This window comes from Allomuricauda sp. F6463D (assembly GCF_023015965.1).
Lineage (GTDB): Bacteria > Bacteroidota > Bacteroidia > Flavobacteriales > Flavobacteriaceae > Flagellimonas.
In genome coordinates this window covers 1,006,403-1,025,886 of record NZ_JALKAN010000001.1, presented here as the reverse complement: position 1 = coordinate 1,025,886, position 19,484 = coordinate 1,006,403, and the positions used below count along the sequence as shown (strand labels likewise).

The window sequence follows — 19,484 nt, the reverse complement described above, 5'->3', positions numbered from 1 at the left end:
GAGTTTAATGGAATTGATAATCGGTTCCCGGTAATTGCGACAATACATTGGGTCCCAAATCTAAAGCCTTTGCCCGTCCGTCCAAAGTTGGGGCTATGGTGCCCTTTTCTTTCAAGTATTCCTCGACCACATCGTGGATGGTATAGTCCATCACCTCGGTTTCCACGGTGTTGGGCATTCGGCATAGGGTAGGTAAGGGCTCGCCCTCCCTACGGCAGGCCGACATGGTGTACAATTTGTCATCTTGAATGGGCTTTCCTCCAATTTCTATGGACGCTACACGCTCACCTTTGGGCTTGTTGGCGTAAAAGGTCAGTTCCATGCCCGAAAAGCGCACCAACCAACCGCCAAAACGCTCCATGGGGTTTTGGGCAAACACATTGTGCAGTTCTTGTTCCAGCCAATCTTTGATTTGTTTTCCGCTGGCCTTTCCGATTTTCACTTTTTCGTTTACGGGCAGCATGCTCCATAAGTCGGCTTTGGTAATGGGTGCTTTGCCACTTTCCCCGACCGATATGGGCGGACTGAACCTAAACCCGTTGGAAATGGAAATATCCACGCCTGTTTTCCATCGGGCGGCATCGGTAATAAAATTGTCCATGGGGTTTTCCACTACAAAATACCGGTAGAGCGGAACACTGGTGTACCCAAAAACCTCACTGGTCTCCTCTTGGTACGGAGCGGTGGCGTTATCAATGATCGAAGTGACCTTTTGGTCGGCTGGATATGTAGACGGGTCCACTTCCAAAAGTTCATAGGTATCGTTTACAATTTTGCCGTTTTTTACGGTTATGTTGAGCTTGCCCACAAAGGAGGCAAAGGCCCCTGGCTCGGTCACTTTGGTGTACTTGGCCTGCAAGGGTTTGCGGATGCGTTCGTGGGTATCGTTCCCGAGCAGGTAGTCCACGCGCTCCAAGGCCGGATTATTGGCCAAATCGTATTGTTTGCTGATACCGATATGGGTGACCAAAAACAGCACATCTACTCCTTGGTTGTCCTTGAGTTCGGTGATCAGGGCTTTCAAGTTGGCATCGATGGGGTCAAAGCGGATGCCCTTGCTGAAGGACGGATTCTGGCGCACCGGAATTTCGGGGTCGTTGTAGGAGATGAACCCGAGTTTCACGCCTTTCAGTTCTTTGATGAAATATTGGGGAAACAGGGATTCTCCCGTGGCTTCGTGATACATATTGGCGGAAATCACCGGGGTGTTGTACTGGGTAAGCACATCCATCATGGTTTGTTTGCCGTACACGACCTCCCAGTTGCCGGGAATTAGGAAATCGTAGCCCATTTCTTGGATGATGGGGGCGAAGGCCTTCCCTTCCGACAGTGCAGCAACTGCACTTCCTTGGATGAGGTCACCGCCATCCAAAATCAGGGTGCCTTCGGGGTTTTTGCTGCGTTCGTCCTCAAAAAGGGTTTTTACGTGGGCCAATCCACCCAGTTTTCTAAAGGTGATTTGTTCGTTTTCCCAAAACAGTTCGTCGTGAGGAAACAGTTGCCCGTGAATGTCAGCGGTCTGTAATATGGTGATGGTCTGTTCGGTGTCTTGCGCAGGGGTTTTGGCGTCCTTGCAAGCGGATAGGGTTCCGAGGAGCAGGGCGATGAGCCCCCAATGTTTTATGGTTTGCATATTGTTGTTTTATGATTCGACTGTAGATGATACGTAGGCTATGCCTGATGGCGAAAGGGACGAATCACGAATACACTTGGAACTGTCGATATAAAATATAGAGGGGAACTTCCGCGGCAAAGGGTTGCTTTTTGACGGCGGAAAACTTCTTATGGTTGTTGGAAGCTGTAAAAACGATAGTTGACGCCATGGCAGGCAGCTGTAAAGTGCCTATGTCCACTACCTTAGTTGTATGGTCCTGGGAGATTTGCACCGCCTCATAGGAAGCACATGACTTAATAGAAATGGTAGTTTTTAACTTATTGGAAACCTCGGATTTTTCCAGGCCCAGGGAATGTTCCAAGGAATTACGGACTTTGCAGGGCGCCACCAAAAGCAGACCTGCCAACAAAGTGGTAAACAGGATGCGCATATCAAATGTGGATTTGTGGATTCCCTGCATATTCCAAAGAACGTATTAATTGGGCAAAAAAGATGTAACTAAAGTTACATAGGTGTTTGAGTGGGTTTCGTTAACGGTCTTGTATAAGATTAGTTGCGTGTTTTAAGCACTAAAATAAGTAAATAAATCACAGATAGAAAGTCCACGAGGACTTTCGTAAGTAGGCTAAAACCAGCAATTAATTTTATACGGTGTTAGCACCAGTTTTTATTTTTCCGCAACATTTTCCGCAAGTTCAATCACTTTTTTAATTGTGTTGTTCAGTTCCTTTTTTCGCCAGCTTATGTACAAATCTATTTTTTCTTCTAATTCTATAAACTCAACATTTTCTGCTTGAGCCGATTTAAACGATAATGGCAAAATAGAGATTCCAAGTCCTTTGGAAACAAGATTCATTATCATTCCTCCAAAATCCGATTCAATTATGGTTTTGGGTTCAATTCCATTTTTTGAAAACCACGACCTTAATAACGAAGCAAAAAAAGTGGTTTGGTGTAAACCCGAAATAATGAACTTTTCGTTCTCTAATCCAGTCAAATTCTTTTTGTTTAACCTATGGTTTTTAGGAACAACCAAACAAATTGGTTCAGAATAAAGTTTATGAGAGTCGATATTTGCATTTTTAATTTTATCTCTACTAAATGCTATGTCGGTTTGAAAGTTTAATAAAAGCTTTTCGTGATTATCGTCTGTCGGTTCAGTTAATTCTATTTTTAAATCAGGTAGATTATTGCTTAAAACCTCCAAGAATTTTGGTAAAAATTCATAAGCGATAGAACCCGGATACGTTATAGAAATAGTTCCGGCTTTTCCTTCATCAATTTTTTTTGCCTGTCTTATTATTTGGTCAAACTCGTTAATTTTCTCTGTCCAATGTTCTTGAAGAAATTTACCCGCATTTGTAAGCTTGACATTTCTTTTGTCCCGTTCAAAAAGTTGTATTTGTAGTTCATCTTCCAAAGCTTGGATTTGTCTGCTCAATGAAGACTGTGATATAAAAACTTTCTCTGCCGTATTCCAGAAATGAAGTTCTTTGGCAAGAACTAAAAAATATTTTATTTGTTGAATTGTCATAAATAATGCTGTTTTCGCATTAGTAGGTCAAAAATATGTATTTTTTGAAGTATATCAAAACCGTTTCTTTGTTGAAAATATTTTTTTAATACTAAAAGTTAGAACACAATGGGAATTGAAAATTTAATGACATTTATAGTGACGGCTTTGTTTTTTATTATCACGCCAGGAATTGATACGGTTTTTGTTTTAAATAAGTCAATAGGTCAAGGAAGAAAGTCAGGTATTTATGCCACATTCGGCATAAATACTGGTGTTTTGGCGCATACATTTTTTGCTGCATTAGGTTTGTCTGTTCTTATTGCAAAATCTACTTTCGTAGTTGCTTTAATCAAATTTCTTGGTGCAGGATATCTGATTTATTTGGGTTTTTTAAAGTTGAAAAACAAAGAGGAATTTTTTCCAGCTGATATCAAAAAGTTAAACAAAAATTCAAAAAATGATTTTTGGACTGGATTTTTTACAAACGCTTTAAATCCGAAAGTTGCATTATTCTTTCTGGCTTTTTTCCCTCAATTTATTAATGTAAATCAAATGGATAATCCTATTCCGTTTCTATTATTGGGTATAACTTATGCCTTAATTGGGATTGTATGGTTTTTAATTTTGACATTATTCGCTAGTGTTTTCAGTCAAAAGTTAAAAAGTAATTCTAAATCAGGACGTTGGTTAAGTAAATTGAGTGGTTTGGTTTTTATAGTTATGGGAATAAAAATAGCATTAACTAAAATTTAAGTTTTCGCCCGATTTCGTTATTCATAGAGCGTTTTTTTTCAAATTGGTGCTAACTATTAAGCTAATTATCGTTTTAATGATTTTTAGCGACAGTTAACGAAGGTAACAGAAAAAAACCTACAGTTCATTACGCTTTTCCGTAAGTACTTAACACTCTTATCAACATAACTTGCTGTTTTTTAGAGGGTAAACAAAAAAAGCCAGGCAATACGCCTGGCCATATGCTATTTCTGAAACTCTACGGATTCATATAGATAAGAGGTTCGCTATGGTCTCAAACCAAGTTCTTTATCACTTTTGGTCCATGGGCAGGGCATTTTTCCACCCTTTGGCCAGTTGTTCGGATAGCTCCTCCATCACTTGGCCCACATCCTCATTTTTAGCAAGATTTATTGTTTCATGTGGATCCTTTGCTCTGTCGTACAGTTCAATATCCTTTAGTTCTCCCTTTTCACCTGTTTCGGGGTCCCAGCTATACCATTCAATGTAATGGTATTTTTGGGTGTTCAAAGAATAACCCATGTATCTTTTGCCATCGGCAGAAACCTTTGGTCTGCGATGAAATTGACTGAACGCGGCATTTTTCCAAGGTAACTCAGGGTTTTTGGTAAGTGGAGCAAAACTTGTACCCTGCATATACTCAGGAACTTCTATTCCGGCCAGTTCGCAGAGGGATGGAAACAAGTCCACAAGTTCAATCATTGCATTAGAGGTAACACCTCTGGATTCCTGGTCGGGATAGCGAACGATTACAGGTACTTTTAAATCAATGTTGAAATTGGTCATTTTCCCCCAGCTGTTATGGTCGCCCAATTTCCAACCGTGGTCGCCCCAAACTACGATGATGGTATTGTCGTAGATATCGAGCTTTTTTAAATGGGCAACCAAATCACCTAAAAGTGCATCCACATAACTCACACTTGCGTAATACCCTTGCCTTAAAATACGCGTGGTATCCTCACCAATGTTGTTGGGTTCGGTGGGATGCGCAATATGTCCAAAACCATCATAATGCCTTAGTTCGTACATGGAGTTCATGCTGTGCAAAGGAGCGCCTTCGGGCATGTCCGGATTGGTGGGGAGCGGTATTTCATTGGGGTCGTACAGGTCCCAATACTTTTTTGGGACGGCAAAAGGCAGGTGTGGTCTAAAATACCCAAGTCCCATATAAAAGGGTTTGTCCATTTTGGACAATCTGTCCAGCGTTCTCTTGGCCAATTCGTTCTGTGCACCATCGTAGTACAACGTATCGTGCACATCTGCCGCTTCCCATGCGGGACCGGTGTTCCAGCCATCGGCATATCTAACGGGTTTTAATTGTAAGAGCGAGTCCCTTTTTATGGCCTGTGATTTGTTTACCTCCTCACTGATATAAAACGTTTCCCCATCCCTGTTTATCCAATCTTTCTTTAAGTATTGCGACGGCCTAAGGTCCGGCTCGTCCCAAGAAATGGAATCGGGCATATAATTGTGGAAGATTTTTCCAATATTCACCGTATGATAGCCAAATTTTGAAAAGTACTGGGGCATGGTGACAACATCGGGATTAATGTCCCTGAATTTGTCTCCGAGGTGCCACACCCGTGTGGAATCGGGTCGAGTACCTGTCATTACACTAGCTCGTGATGGCGCACACACAGCTGCTTGGCTAAATGCTTCCATAAAAGTGATTCCTTCGGAAGCTAAACGATCTATGTTGGGTGTAACGGCTATAGTATCACCATATACACCCAAGGTTGGCCGTAAATCATCAATGGATACAAACAAAACATTGGCAGGTTTCTTGATTTCTTCTTCCTGTTTTTTGCAACTTACTACTAATAAGGAAGTTGCAACAAATACATATAGTATAGTTTTAAGTCTGGATAGGCTTGTTTTTCTATCTAAAACCATATCAAATCCCGTGATTTTTTGAGGTTGTAATTAGTCTCTTTTATATGGTTTTGCCAATGCTATTTAACAACGATGGGCAGCGTAATCTGTGATGGATATTCCTTGGAATGGTGCACTTTATTGTGCGCGACCACACCAACTTTTTCATCATAGTTATTGCCACCTGTGTTCAGGTTTCTTCCAAAACGCGGAAAGTTGCTACTGGAAACCTCAATGCGTATGCGATGTCCCTTTTTAAAATAATTACTGGTGGACATGGGGGTTAAATCTACTTTGTAGACATTACCCTTTTCCATAAAAACTTCTTTGTCATAACCTTCGCGGTACCTTACGCGCTGTATGGTTTCATCCAAGTTATAGGCCCTTCCATCAGGATAAACATCAATAAGTTTAATGGTGAAATCGGTATCCTTGGCGTCCGATGATACGTATAAGGTGGATTCAATAAATCCAGAAATCTCTACACCTTCGTCCAATACATCGGAAGTGTAGACCAAAATATCATTCCTGGTTTCCATTTGCTGTTGGTCATAAGCACCACCTTTAACGGCATTCCCGGTACAACACACATTGCCACCATAAGAAGGCACGGGTACCATTGGGTCATAGGTAAAACCATCAGGGTTGTCGGAACCGGCTTTTCTGGTTGATAAAACTCCGTCTCCATAGGAGCTGTTGGCATTACCATCACTATTTAGATAATACGTTGTTGGTTTTGCATCTTCTGGGGGCCAGGTTTCCGAGGCCTGCCACTCATTGCTCCCCATGGTGTAGTACTGTACCCGTGGTGTTTTTTCTTTGAAGCCATTCTCTTCTCCTTTCAGCCACATATCAAACCAGCCATAAATCTGTTCATCGTAGTTAAGCCTCGCATCGCCCACGCTACGTTCCCCAACTATGGTATTTTCTGTAGCTCGGGTATAAGCGCAGTGTAGCGTAGGAGCAATCACCAAGTACTGATTGTCTCTAATCTCTTTGTCCTTTGCGTTGTTTCTGACGTGATTAAAAAGTGAGATATTGGGTGTAATGGACACATCGTACCAAGAGGCAAACCAAAAACTGGGAACACCTATTTCCATATTGTCATGGTAAAGCCCTCCTTTGAACCAATCTTCGTCGTTAGGTTTGCGACGGACCATTTTGTCAAAAATTTCATGCTTTCCATTGATATTTTTCAGAATATCTTGGATGGGTAAGTGATTTAATGCCTCGGCCATATCCACAGGTGGGTTTTCCGGTGCTAAATCGTAGAATCTGGAAATCCGTATAAGATCTTCTTGTGTGGCTCCCTCGGGAATACGCGGTTTGAATTTATCGTGCTCTACACCATACAACCAGGAAATAAACAGCATCTGTTCCGCTCCGCCACGGTACCAGTTTCCTTGTTCGTTAATGTCGCCGACCCTTCCAACACCGGCCCCGAAACCTTGTGGCACCATTGCAGCATGTGATGGGTGATCCAATGCGGCAACGGCCATTTGCCATTCTGCCGTGGAAGAACATCCTAAAGTGCCTATTTTTCCATTGGACCAAGCTTGGTCCTTCATCCATGTAAAGGCATCGTAACCATCGGTTAGCGGAACGCCCAAAATGTCCCACTCTCCTTCGGAGAAATACCTTCCACGTTCATTTTGAACCACATAGGCATACCCTCTTTTAACGGCTGCCAATGCTCTACTGGCTGTTCGTGTTCTTTGCTCTCCATCTCCCCAAGAATTGAAATTATAGGGTGTTCTGGAAAATATAATGGGTACTTTCTTATCCGTTTTGGGGCGGTAAATATCCGTAGCCAATCGGATGCCATCTCGCATGGGCATCATGATTTTTTGGTCTATGATTGCAATTTCCTCAAGCTCTTCAAGTACATTGTCTTGAGCGATAAGACTAAAATGAGCTACAAGAAAACAGCTTACCGCAAGTAAAATTCGAAAGGAATATTTTTTCATTTTTATATAGTTGGTTTGAGGTTGTTTTCGGGAACTTAATCGAGTTTTGCCAATATAATACATCATGTGAATGTTGCCACAGGTTGAAAAAAAAACCAGCAACTAATGTCACTGGTTATATCTAAATCTATTCCTTAACCTCTGGTTTTTCAGTAAAAGGGGTTATCCCAAAGGCCGGGTATACTTCCGAAGGATAGTAAAAAGTTCCACCACGAGATACAGCGGCAATGGTTTTAATGGCTTTGATATCCTCCACCGGATTGCCGGGCACCAAGAAGAAATCGGCCAATTTACCGGGTTCAATGCTTCCCAGACTTTCATGTCCCAAGTATTGCGCCATATCGTAGCTGGCCAATTTTAATACTTCGGCAGGAGTATAGCCCAATTGCTCGGTATAGAGTTCCAATTCACGGTGCAGGTTGAAGGCACCGCCCAAATCGGTTCCGGCCACAATTAAAATACCTCTGTCCTTCATCATTGTAAGGGTTTCCACAATTTTATCGTAGGCTTCGCGGTAGGCCTTATCTTCTTCAGCATCCGCAATCTGTGCCATGGCAACTTTAAGGCTACGTTGTTCGTTGGGAGGCATGTGGTCTACATAATCCATGGCACCCGGTGTTACCTCTCCGTTTCGGGAGAGCATCAAACGCTCATGGATGGCCAAAGTGGGATCCATTGCGGTTTTGTTGGCGACAAATAAATCCAAAGTCTCTTGTACTTTATCGCTGTTCAAGTCCATTCCCGGAAAACGTTTCATGGCTGTCAAGCGCAATAGGGTACGGGTATCTTCTTCAGGTTCCAAAACCCAGCCCAACATGGTTTGGTTGATATGGGTCATTTCATCATAACCAGCGCGTAGCATAGCATTGGCGTTGGAGAATGCGGGTACGTGTCCGGTTACTACCAGGCCTTGGTCGTGGGCTTTCTTCACAATGTCCGGAGCCCAATCGCCGTTCATGCTGTTATATAGTTTTACCCCATAAAAACCGAGACTGTCATAGGTATCTACGGCTGCCAAAGCTTCTTCTTTGCTTTCCACCAAAATACCATTGTTACTGTTGTATGGGCTTTTCCCTTCAATAAAACCAAGTCGGGTAACACGAGGTCCCGCCAATACACCGGAATTAATTTTTTCAATCAGGTTGCTCAGTACTTCGGTGTTGTTTCCCATATCTCGGAAAGAGGTAACACCGGCCAAAACATTCAACAAGGCGCCATTGTCTCCAGTGTGAGCGTGCATTTCGTACAAGCCGGGAACTAAAGTTCCGCCATTACCTTCGATGACCACTTCATCTTCACTAGTGGCATCAGCAGCTTCGATAGCAGTTATTTTCTCACCTTCCACTACCACGGAAACTGGTTCGGTCAGGGATTGTGTTTTCGGGTCGAACACCTTTACGTTGGCTATTCGAACTTTTTTATCGTAGTTGTGGGCATATTCTTTTTGGAGGGTTTCATAGCGCTCTGCGGAGTAGTTTTCGGCCAATTCGCGTAAGCCTTTTTCCTCTGCTTCATAACCATCCCGAATTACAATATATCTTGGGGAGATTGCCGCAAAGAATTTTTCGTTTTCATCCATAATAAAATAGGAAGGATTCATTTCGGCACCTGAAAGGGCGTAGGTGGTCAAAGCGAGTTCGCCCTCACCGGAAGCGTTTGATACGGTCAAATCTTCCATTTTTGTCAGGGTCAGGTTACCTGCGGGAAGTACGGGCAAAGTGTTGTCGGGAGCATCCAAAAGTAAGCGTGCCGCCAGAACAGCGGAGTAGGGGCTTCCAAATTGGTTAACGTAAATCTGTGGAGCATCTACAGTGGCACTTCCAGAGCCAGTGGCATCGGTCCAAGAGGCTTCTCCGTTTTCTAAAGAGAATTGCTCGTTCACGGCGTTGCCAAAAGTGGTATTCCCGGTTATTTCCCAGCTTACGGGGTAGCCTTCGGCATTTAGCGCAATGGTTTCTTTCATGGTCGGACCACGACCGTTGTTTTTGTAATCGTAATCAATGCTGATGGTGTCACCAGAAGTATTGGCTTTGAGATGGCCCACCTTGGTCTCACTGATGATTACGGAATAACTTTCTTCACCTTGGTGATTTACCAAAGAAGAAGTTGTTTCTGTTTTGCAAGAATAGCCGGCCAGTAAAACAAGGCCGACAACAAATAATCGAAGTTTCATTGGGTTTATTTAAGTTAGATGTTAAAGTTAACGAATTTTATACTCTTCTTCCTTTTTATGAACGGGTGGAAGCAAAAGTGTCACTTTGATTTTCAAGATGTTTATTGTGAAATGGTTTTGGACTGGATTACCCATAGCGCGCAACCTTCATCCTTTTGCCCATTTGCGATAACTTCCAACAAATCACTATCTTTGCGCCCCTAAAAGCACAGCGGGCATATGAGCAAGAGAGTCGCATTTTACACACTGGGTTGTAAGCTCAATTTTTCCGAAACCTCTACGATTGCAAGAGGTTTTGAAAAGGAAGAATTTCAGCGTGTGGACTTTTCGGAAGAGGCAGATGTATATGTGATCAACACATGTTCTGTAACGGAGAATGCTGATAAACGATTTAAAACCATAGTAAAACAGGCCCAAAAGGCTAACCCCGAAGCCTTTGTTGCAGCCGTTGGGTGTTACGCTCAGCTTAAACCAGAAGAACTGGCAGCGGTAGATGGTGTGGACTTGGTTTTGGGTGCTACTGAAAAGTTTAAGATTACCGATTATCTGAACGACCTTACCAAAAACGATAGGGGAGAAGTACATTCTTGCGAAATTGAAGATGCCGATTTTTATGTAGGCAGTTATGCCATTGGCGACCGTACCCGTGCTTTTTTAAAAGTACAGGATGGTTGCGATTATAAATGTACCTATTGCACCATTCCCTTGGCACGTGGTATTTCACGAAGTGACACCTTGGGCAATGTACTGAACAACGCCAAGGAAATTGCTTCCAAAGACATTAAAGAGATTGTTTTGACCGGTGTAAACATCGGTGATTATGGTAAAGGGGAGTTTGGCAATAAAAAACACGAACATACATTTCTGGATTTAGTAAAGGCCTTGGATACCATTGACGGCATTCACCGTCTTCGGATTTCTTCCATTGAACCGAATCTGCTCAAGAACGAGACCATAGATTTTGTGGCGCAAAGCAACTCTTTTGTACCGCATTTCCATGTGCCGTTGCAGAGTGGGAGTGACGCTATTTTAAAAAAGATGCGTCGCAGGTACTTGTCCAACTTGTATGTGGATAGGGTAAAACGAATTAAAGCAGCAATGCCCCACGCCTGTATTGGAGTGGATGTGATTGTTGGCTTTCCAGGTGAAACAGAGGAACATTTCCTGGAGACCTATCATTTCTTGAACGAATTGGATATTTCTTATTTGCACGTGTTTACCTATTCTGAAAGAGATAACACTGTGGCGGCGGAAATGGACCAAGTGGTTCCCAAGGAAGTGCGAAGCAAACGTAGCAAGATGTTGAGAGGGCTTTCTGCCAAAAAACGCAGGGCTTTTTATGAGAGTCAGTTAGGGAATGTGCGTACCGTTTTGTTCGAAGGTGAGAACAAAAAAGGGTTCATTCATGGGTTTACCGAAAACTACGTAAAGGTAAAAACACCGTGGAACCCCATTTTGATAAATACCCTGCACCAAGTGGAACTTACCGATATTGATGAGGACGGCTTGGTACGATTTGAATTTGTGTCCAGTGAAGTAATGGCATAAAAAAAACCTCCTTTTTTGAAGGAGGCTTTTAAGCTTTTTCACTAATTGGTTGGATCAAATACGGATGCCAACCGGTAACATTTCCTTGTATTGCCTATTTTTTCTTAGAAAACCTGCAATTTGAGGACTAGTGGGTACCACTCTAAGGTTGTTTTCCTGAATTTCGTTCAATACTGCTTTGATGAAATCCTCTTTAAAACCTTCTTTTGTGATTTCTTCTGGAATTACCAGTTTGGTCAAAAATACTTTGCGCTCTTGTGAAGAGTACTCAATTTTGGCTAAATGCCCATTGACTGTAGTTTCAAATTGACGTAAGAAACTATTGTCAGTGATTTCCAATGTTGTCATATAGTACTTGTTTTTTTTAATGACTCGTAGAGATATCTAGAAAAAGATATTTCCGTCTCCCCTTATTAAAAACTTGTATTCGTTAGGCGGGGTTAGCTGCAAAAGGGACACAAAATTAGTCAAAATATTGCTAATTTCCTAGTCCTTGTCGATATTTGGTGCGATATGTCCGATAACAAAATCCATGTTTACCTAATGCCGGGAATGGCAGCGAACGCTACTATTTTTGAAAACATCAAACTTCCCGAAGATAAATTCAAAATCCATACTTTGGAATGGTTTGTACCCGAAAAGGGGATGAGCCTTGTGGATTATGCAGAAAAAATGTGCAAAAAGATACTTCAACCCAACCCTGTATTATTGGGTGTGTCCTTTGGGGGCATGTTGGTACAAGAAATGGCTAAGCTTATCCCTGTCCACAAAGTAATTGTGGTATCGTCGGTCAAAAATAAGCACGAGCTTCCAAAGCGCATGATTTTTGCAAAATATACCAAAGTGCACAAATTGTTACCTACGGGTTTGGTTAACAATGTGGAATTGTTGGCTAAATATGCTTTTGGTGAAACAGTGACCAAGCGTTTGCACTTGTACGAGAAGTACCTTTCTATCCGTGACAAATATTATATAGATTGGTCCATTGACCAGATCGTTAATTGGAATCAAGAGGTTCCACTCAAAAACACGGTTCATATCCAAGGAGATCGGGATGCTGTATTTCCCATTGCCAATATCAAGGACTGTATACCGGTGAAAAATGGCACGCACACCATGATTATTCATCGTGCCCGATGGTTTAATGAGCACCTCCCCACAATTATTTTGGAATAATTTCGTCTATATAATAGTATCTTTACATCACAATTTAATTGGGAAGACATGAAATACATCAAAAACATTTTGGCTTTTATTGGATTAATTGCCGTTGTGAGCACGCTTATTTTTGCCGTGCAGTCGAATGAAGTTGAAGAAAAACCTGTTGTAGAGGAAAAAGAAAGTACAGATAAAAATGTGGCGGATACTTACCAGATAAGTGCCATAGAAATTCCGGAAGACCTCAATTTTGCTGGAGAAACGGTTCCACAGGAGGATCCTGAAATTATGGAACGTGTGGATAGGGAGTTTTTGGTGAACACCTATTGGCAATCCAATGCTCTATTGTTGATGAAAAGGGCTAACAAATACTTTCCGATTATTGAGCCTATACTTAAAAAGAATGGCATTCCAGACGATTTTAAGTACTTGGCCGTGGCCGAAAGTGGTCTGCAAAATGTGGTTTCCCCCGCGGGTGCCACAGGTTTTTGGCAGATTATGAGAGCAACTGGAAAAGAGTATGGTCTTGAGGTAAACGGTAATGTGGATGAACGTTACCACGTGGAAAAAGCTACTCAAGTTGCTTGCGATTATTTAAATAAATGGAAGGACCGTTTTGGTAGCTGGACCTTAACGGCCGCAGCTTACAACGCTGGACCTGCCGGAGTGCAAAAGTATAGGGATATTCAGCAAGTGGATGGATATTACGATTTATTGCTAGGCCAAGAGACAGGGCGCTATGTGTTTCGAATTTTGGCCATAAAAGAAATTATTTCCAATCGCGATAAGTATGGTTTTCAGTTGGAAGAAGAAGACATGTATAAAAAAGTGCCCACCTTTACTGTTGAGGTAGATTCTGCGGTGACCAGTTGGGCTGAATTTGCGGAACTCTACGAAATCAATTATAAAATATTGAAAAGGCATAACCCTTGGTTGCGCGAACCACATTTGAACAACGCTTCGCGGAAAAAATACACCATCGAAATCCCCAACAAAGGGCACTATCGCGTGGGGAATGTTGGGAAGTAGCAGGCTTACGTTTTTCGGTACTATGCTTCTTAATATTTAAACAAGAAGTAAGGCGAAGGAAAATACTCTTCCACTTTAGGTAACAACGCTGGTGAAATGTACCCCCAATCGGTATAACCTTCATTAATGGCTTCTTGGGTAAGGATTTGTAGATGAACGTGACAAAACCAACCGCCACTATCACTTTCTTTTCCTATGTGAGCAAACTTTTGACCAGCTTTTGTTTTTTCTCCGACATGGACCATATGTGGCGTTTTCAAGTGGCCGTAAAAAGAATAAAAAACGACGCCATTGATATGATGTTTGAGGATAATATATCCCCCATAATTGCCAACGGTTGTTTCTTTTCCTGTTTTATAAACCTCCGCATCCAAAGGTGCGTACATTGGGGTGTCGTATGGGACGATAATATCCAAACCAAGATGATAATACCGTTGTTCTTCAATAATATTGGGATAAGCTCTTAAGAGACTTTTTCGTTCTTCCAGATATCTGCCAATGCCCCAGTGGTGGGAGGATGTTTTCAACGCATCAAAAACCATATCGTTGAACTCATTGAAATCAAACAGGTTGTATTCCAATGTTTTTGGGTTGTTGGATGAAAAATCAAAGATATAGGGCTCTCCATTTAGGAAATCACCGAATAAGGGGTGGATATTTGTACGATTTAAGTTGAGTGGATAGTACATTATTGTGTAAAAAATATGAAGCACAAATGTAGGAATACCAGATTGACATCAATCTTGATATAATGAATTTTAGATAACGATACTGAAAGAGAATATTATCGTGTCAGAAAAAAAAAGATGACGAATTAAAGGGTGTAATGATTGGATTAAGGGTTTTGAGATTCATTTAATCTAAATTTCAATTCCTTTAAATAATCCGTCCACCATTCGATTGCATTTTCTACCCAAAGATCAAGTCTTTCTTCTTCAACTATAGTAATTTGTTTTGTTTTTGAAGCAAAATGTATGGCTCTTTTTTTGTCCATGAATACCATCCTTTCTCCTGATTGGCTTAAAAAGCTATTTCCATTTTGAAATAGAAATTCATTGTCTGTCTCAACTTGAAAATTATCTTCTTTAAATGAAAATTTATACTCCTTGATTGCTTCGTTTCTTTCTTTCTCAATGAAGTTTAGAAATACATCATCAACTTTTTTTTCATTCCAAAGAGAAGAAAAAACTATCTGACTGGAAGGGTAGTTTTTTTTGTCAACCTTTTCAAGTACATGTCCAACCATTCTTAACAGTGTTAAGCATGTTATCCAGTTTACTCTAATTTTCTGCGAGTTGTTCGTTTCCAATGCATCTTTCAATTCATTTTTGCAGAAAATACAATCTCTAATTACTTGGTCGGCCTTCATACCATATAAAAATGGTAATAATTAGTTGCAAACCAAAATAATCAATATTAGGGGAAAGCAAAAGAAGATATTTATCTAAATCTTCTTCATCTGCTGCTGCATCATCTTGATCTGTTCGGTGAGCATGTTGTTTTTGTCCAATTTCTTGGCCTCTTTCAGCAGTTGGGTAGCTTCACGTTTTCTACGCTTTTGCATAGCAATGCCGGCTAAGCTCAATTTGGCCATGGCCACATCGTAATCCATGGTCAATCCAAATTTCAATGCCTTTTTAAAGTATTTTTCTGCTTGGGTAAGGTTTTTTTGGGAGTAAATAATTCCGTGCAGATAATTATAATAACCTTGCTGCTTTTTGATCAAAGCAGTTTCGGGGTTTTTAATTTTACCAAGCCAATTTTGTACCCCTTCCATATCCTGTTTTCTCATTTTAAGAAAAGCCAAAAGAATAAACTCATTCCGGAAGTAAAGAAAAATGAAAACAAGGGAGAGCAATATCAGTGCAATTCCATTGCCAATTTTACCTTCCACAAACTGGAAAACGGCATAAGCAATGATGAGAACGGCAATAACGAGCTTGATATTTTTGTTGAACATATTGTCTTGTAATTTTTAGCTGTTGTTAAGCGCTGGCAAAAGTACTAAAAACTTAATTAAATATTTTAAGTTTGCGCTTGTCTAAGTAAAAAGTCTTCGTATATTTGCGCCCAGAATTTTTTAGGGAAAACTAATTTCCCAACATCAAAATACTTAAAACAGTTCGGAAATGAAAAGAACGTATCAACCATCCAAAAGGAAGAGAAGAAACAAGCATGGTTTTAGGGAGCGCATGGCGACTGCCAATGGTAGAAAAGTTCTTGCGAGAAGAAGAGCCAAGGGAAGAAAGAGATTAACTGTTTCCTCTGAGCCAAGACATAAAAAATAATGATAGTATATATTATTTAAATTAAAGGTGTTACTTTTCTAGGTAACACCTTTTTTTTGACATATAAGCAGATAACGAGAAACCCCATTGAAAATGCCTAAAAGAAAAGATTTAAATTCCATTTTGATCATTGGTTCTGGCCCAATCATTATCGGTCAGGCATGCGAGTTCGATTATTCAGGTTCCCAAGCACTTCGTTCACTTAGGGAAGATGGTATTGAAACCGTTTTGATAAACAGTAACCCCGCCACCATAATGACGGACCCGACAATGGCGGACCATGTTTACCTAAAACCATTGACCACCAAGTCCATCATCGAAATACTTAAAAATCATCCAAACATTGATGCTGTATTGCCAACCATGGGTGGACAAACGGCGTTGAATCTTTGTATTGAAGCTGATGATAAAGGGATTTGGCAAGATTTTGGAGTAGAGATCATAGGAGTGGACATCGATGCTATCAATATTACCGAAGACCGTGAAAAGTTTAGGGAGCTGATGCTCAAAATTGGTGTGGGAATGCCACCCCAAGCTTCCGCCACGTCTTTTCTAAAAGGAAAGGAAATTGCCCAAGAATTTGGTTTTCCGTTGGTGATTAGGGCTTCTTTTACCTTAGGAGGAGCAGGTGCGGCCATTGTACACGATCCTGCGGAGTTCGACGATATGTTGAGCCATGGATTGGAAGTATCCCCAATTCACGAGGTTATGATCGATAAGGCATTGATGGGCTGGAAGGAATACGAATTGGAATTGCTTCGCGACAAAAACGACAACGTTGTGATTATCTGTACCATTGAGAATATGGACCCTATGGGTATTCACACAGGAGACTCCATCACAGTAGCTCCAGCGATGACCTTATCCGACAAAACGTTCCAACGCATGCGAGATATGGCCATACATATGATGCGCAGTATAGGAGATTTTGCCGGTGGTTGTAACGTACAGTTTGCAGTGAGCCCTGATGAGAAAGAAGATATTATCGCGATTGAAATTAACCCAAGGGTATCGAGATCATCCGCATTGGCCTCAAAAGCCACTGGGTACCCGATTGCCAAAATTGCCGCTAAATTGGCGATTGGTTATTCGTTGGATGAGTTGGACAATCAAATTACAAAATCCACATCGGCATTGTTTGAGCCAACTTTGGACTATGTTATCGTTAAAATACCACGTTGGAACTTCGATAAGTTCGAAGGTTCCGATAGGACACTCGGGCTACAGATGAAATCAGTAGGAGAAGTGATGGGGATTGGACGATCTTTCCAAGAAGCCCTTCACAAAGCCACACAATCCCTCGAAATCAAACGAAATGGGTTGGGTGCAGACGGCAAAGGGTACAAGGACTATGAAACCATCATTGAAAAATTAAGAGTGCCGAGTTGGGACAGGGTTTTTGTCATCTATGATGCCATTCAACTTGGAATACCATTAAAGCGTATCCATGAGATTACCAAGATAGATATGTGGTTCCTTAAACAATACGAGGAATTACACTACTTGGAGATGGAAATATCCAAATACACCATTGAAAGCTTGTCAAAAGCATTATTGTTGGAAGCAAAACAGAAAGGTTTTGCCGACAGACAAATTGCTCACATGTTGGATTGCTGGGAAAGTGAAGTACACAGTAAGCGTATGGATTTGAACATCAATCGCGTGTACAAATTGGTGGATACCTGTGCTGCTGAGTTTAAGGCGGTTACACCTTATTACTATTCTACTTTTGAAGAAGAGATTGAAACACCTGATGGAGAACGCTACGTTGCCAACGATAGTGTGGTCACTGATAAGAAAAAAGTAGTGGTACTTGGTTCAGGGCCAAACCGAATAGGGCAGGGAATCGAGTTTGATTATTGTTGTGTGCACGGTGTTCTGGCAGCGGCCGAATGTGGTTACGAGACTATTATGATCAACTGTAACCCCGAAACCGTGTCCACGGATTTTGATACGGCTGATAAACTATACTTTGAACCTGTATTTTGGGAGCACATTTACGACATTATTCTACATGAAAAACCTGAAGGCGTAATTGTTCAGCTGGGAGGGCAAACCGCACTGAAGCTTGCCGAAAAGTTGGATAAATATGGTATCAATATTATTGGAACCAGTTTCCAATCCTTGGATTTGGCAGAGGACAGGGGAAGTTTTTCCACATTATTAAAAGAAAACAATATTCCTTACCCCAGATTTGGTGTAGCTGAAACCGCGGATGAAGCGCTGGATTTGGCGGAGGAGCTTAATTTTCCACTACTGGTAAGACCATCCTATGTTTTGGGTGGACAGGGAATGAAAATAGTAATCAACAAAGAGGAACTTGAAGCCCATGTAGTTGATTTGTTGAGAAAAATACCCAACAATAAATTGTTGCTAGATCATTATTTGGATGGCGCCATTGAAGCTGAGGCAGATGCTATTTGCGATGGTGAAGATGTTTACATAATCGGGATTATGGAACATATTGAGCCCTGTGGAATACACTCCGGTGATTCTAACGCTACATTGCCTCCTTTTAACTTAGGTGAGTTCGTAATGCAACAAATTAAAGATCATACAAAAAACATTGCATTGGCACTCAATACAGTTGGCTTGATCAATATTCAGTTTGCGGTCAAGGATGATATCGTGTACATCATCGAGGCTAACCCAAGGGCATCACGTACAGTTCCATTTATTGCGAAAGCATATAAAGAACCGTATGTAAACTATGCCACCAAAGTAATGTTGGGCGATAAAAAGATCAAAGATTTTGATTTTAAACCACATTTGGACGGTTATGCCATTAAACAACCTGTGTTCTCTTTCAATAAGTTCCCTAATGTGAACAAAAACTTAGGTCCAGAAATGAAAAGTACTGGTGAAAGTATCTTGTTTATAGAGAGTTTGAAAGACGATGAATTCTACAACTTGTACTCGCGAAGAAAAATGTACTTGAGCAAGTAGATAAAACTGTCACATCTACCTTTAATAGGGTTCACTTATCATTTCAAAAGATTTGGCAATTCTATTAAAGGTGTTTTGATGTGCTAACTTTTTGCCCTTTAATGTCCAAGCCATGATCATATAGACGTTATGATCACCTTCGATAAAAGTAATGAAATAAGAAATTTCGTTGTCGATGCCTTTAATATTGGCATCGATTTGCAATGTTTCAGCATCCAAACCATTAATTCGGGTAGGAATTGGTGTAGATTTACGGTTCATCTGTGTGGTTCTGGAAAGTATCTGTAGTCTGGCATCCCTGTAATTTTGCAATACGGAAAGTTCGTCATCGTACTGTTCCAAACCTCTATAAACTTCCTCAAATTCTGATTTAGGTTCATCAATAATTAGAAGATATGCTTCTTGGAGCAAGCTTTGAAATTGTAGCGAAGCTTCTTCGTTCAACCCCGTGGTTCCGGTCATAAATTTTGGGATGTCTATTTGGTAATTCCCATCAATTGAAACATTATGGAAATCCTCTGTACCCATCGCGGAGTCATCTTTTTGCTTTTTAGAATCACCACACGATACCATAGGAAGAATAGTGAGCAAAAAAATGATGAAAAGACAATTTCTCATG

General features: G+C 41.1%; 17 protein-coding genes. 6 read left to right on the top strand and 11 right to left on the bottom strand.

Annotation, left to right across the window (positions count from 1 at the left end):
• Window positions 1-4: 4 nt before the first annotated feature.
• The 3 genes from MWU56_RS04480 to MWU56_RS04470 form a co-directional block, all read right to left on the bottom strand.
• Window positions 5-1,633: a bifunctional metallophosphatase/5'-nucleotidase gene (locus MWU56_RS04480; protein WP_247042629.1), complete on the bottom strand. Its 1,629-nt coding sequence runs from the start codon at window positions 1,631-1,633 to the stop codon at window positions 5-7.
• A 64-nt stretch (window positions 1,634-1,697) separates the two neighbouring features.
• A complete protein-coding gene (locus tag MWU56_RS04475) occupies window positions 1,698-2,075 on the bottom strand; it encodes a hypothetical protein (protein WP_247042628.1) in 378 nt (125 codons plus the stop codon).
• 207 nt (window positions 2,076-2,282) lie between these two features.
• The gene (locus MWU56_RS04470; RefSeq protein WP_247042627.1) at window positions 2,283-3,149 is read right to left on the bottom strand and encodes a LysR family transcriptional regulator; all 867 of its coding nucleotides are present in this window, start codon (window positions 3,147-3,149) and stop codon (window positions 2,283-2,285) included.
• 108 nt (window positions 3,150-3,257) lie between these two features.
• Here MWU56_RS04470 and MWU56_RS04465 point away from each other — a divergent pair, with 108 nt between their 5' ends.
• Window positions 3,258-3,884 (top strand): LysE family translocator, encoded by a 627-nt coding sequence (locus MWU56_RS04465; protein ID WP_247042626.1) that lies wholly within the window; start codon window positions 3,258-3,260, stop codon window positions 3,882-3,884.
• A gap of 291 nt (window positions 3,885-4,175) precedes the next feature.
• On the opposite strand, the gene MWU56_RS04460 is transcribed toward MWU56_RS04465, so the two are convergent.
• The 3 genes from MWU56_RS04460 to MWU56_RS04450 all read right to left on the bottom strand — a co-directional run bounded on the left by MWU56_RS04460 (window position 4,176) and on the right by MWU56_RS04450 (window position 9,896).
• A complete protein-coding gene (locus MWU56_RS04460) occupies window positions 4,176-5,777 on the bottom strand; it encodes a sulfatase (RefSeq protein ID WP_247042625.1) in 1,602 nt (533 codons plus the stop codon).
• A 59-nt stretch (window positions 5,778-5,836) separates the two neighbouring features.
• Window positions 5,837-7,723 carry a CocE/NonD family hydrolase gene (locus tag MWU56_RS04455; RefSeq protein ID WP_247042624.1) on the bottom strand — a complete coding sequence of 629 codons (1,887 nt, stop codon included), beginning with the start codon at window positions 7,721-7,723 and terminating at the stop codon, window positions 5,837-5,839.
• Window positions 7,724-7,850: 127 nt separating this feature from the next.
• A complete protein-coding gene (locus MWU56_RS04450; RefSeq protein WP_247042622.1) occupies window positions 7,851-9,896 on the bottom strand; it encodes an amidohydrolase family protein in 2,046 nt (681 codons plus the stop codon).
• A gap of 219 nt (window positions 9,897-10,115) precedes the next feature.
• On the opposite strand from MWU56_RS04450, the gene mtaB reads away from it, so the two are divergent.
• Entirely contained in the window at window positions 10,116-11,444 is a 1,329-nt protein-coding gene (gene mtaB, locus MWU56_RS04445; protein ID WP_247042619.1) for a tRNA (N(6)-L-threonylcarbamoyladenosine(37)-C(2))-methylthiotransferase MtaB, read from the top strand.
• A gap of 54 nt (window positions 11,445-11,498) precedes the next feature.
• Here the strand turns inward: mtaB and MWU56_RS04440 are convergent, their stop codons facing one another.
• Complete coding sequence (locus MWU56_RS04440) at window positions 11,499-11,792, bottom strand: GNAT family N-acetyltransferase (RefSeq protein WP_127137803.1); 294 nt, start codon at window positions 11,790-11,792, stop codon at window positions 11,499-11,501.
• A 165-nt stretch (window positions 11,793-11,957) separates the two neighbouring features.
• On the opposite strand from MWU56_RS04440, the gene MWU56_RS04435 reads away from it, so the two are divergent.
• On the top strand, window positions 11,958-12,620 hold the full coding sequence (locus MWU56_RS04435; RefSeq protein WP_247042618.1) for an alpha/beta hydrolase: 663 nt from the start codon (window positions 11,958-11,960) through the stop codon (window positions 12,618-12,620).
• A gap of 48 nt (window positions 12,621-12,668) precedes the next feature.
• Window positions 12,669-13,631 (top strand): lytic transglycosylase domain-containing protein, encoded by a 963-nt coding sequence (locus MWU56_RS04430; RefSeq protein ID WP_247042617.1) that lies wholly within the window; start codon window positions 12,669-12,671, stop codon window positions 13,629-13,631.
• 29 nt (window positions 13,632-13,660) lie between these two features.
• On the opposite strand, the gene MWU56_RS04425 is transcribed toward MWU56_RS04430, so the two are convergent.
• The 3 genes from MWU56_RS04425 to MWU56_RS04415 form a co-directional block, all read right to left on the bottom strand.
• Window positions 13,661-14,320, bottom strand: coding sequence for a peptidoglycan DD-metalloendopeptidase family protein (locus MWU56_RS04425; RefSeq protein ID WP_247042616.1), 660 nt, complete (start codon window positions 14,318-14,320; stop codon window positions 13,661-13,663).
• Between the two features lie 146 nt (window positions 14,321-14,466).
• Window positions 14,467-15,000 carry a hypothetical protein gene (locus tag MWU56_RS04420; protein WP_247042615.1) on the bottom strand — a complete coding sequence of 178 codons (534 nt, stop codon included), beginning with the start codon at window positions 14,998-15,000 and terminating at the stop codon, window positions 14,467-14,469.
• A gap of 75 nt (window positions 15,001-15,075) precedes the next feature.
• Window positions 15,076-15,591: a DUF2892 domain-containing protein gene (locus tag MWU56_RS04415; protein WP_247042614.1), complete on the bottom strand. Its 516-nt coding sequence runs from the start codon at window positions 15,589-15,591 to the stop codon at window positions 15,076-15,078.
• 169 nt (window positions 15,592-15,760) lie between these two features.
• On the opposite strand from MWU56_RS04415, the gene rpmH reads away from it, so the two are divergent.
• Both rpmH and carB read left to right on the top strand, forming a co-directional pair.
• A complete protein-coding gene (rpmH, locus tag MWU56_RS04410) occupies window positions 15,761-15,919 on the top strand; it encodes a 50S ribosomal protein L34 (protein WP_072882462.1) in 159 nt (52 codons plus the stop codon).
• A gap of 93 nt (window positions 15,920-16,012) precedes the next feature.
• Window positions 16,013-18,865: a carbamoyl-phosphate synthase large subunit gene (gene carB / locus MWU56_RS04405; RefSeq protein WP_247042613.1), complete on the top strand. Its 2,853-nt coding sequence runs from the start codon at window positions 16,013-16,015 to the stop codon at window positions 18,863-18,865.
• A 21-nt stretch (window positions 18,866-18,886) separates the two neighbouring features.
• On the opposite strand, the gene MWU56_RS04400 is transcribed toward carB, so the two are convergent.
• Window positions 18,887-19,483: a hypothetical protein gene (locus MWU56_RS04400; protein WP_247042612.1), complete on the bottom strand. Its 597-nt coding sequence runs from the start codon at window positions 19,481-19,483 to the stop codon at window positions 18,887-18,889.
• Window position 19,484: the final 1 nt, after the last annotated feature.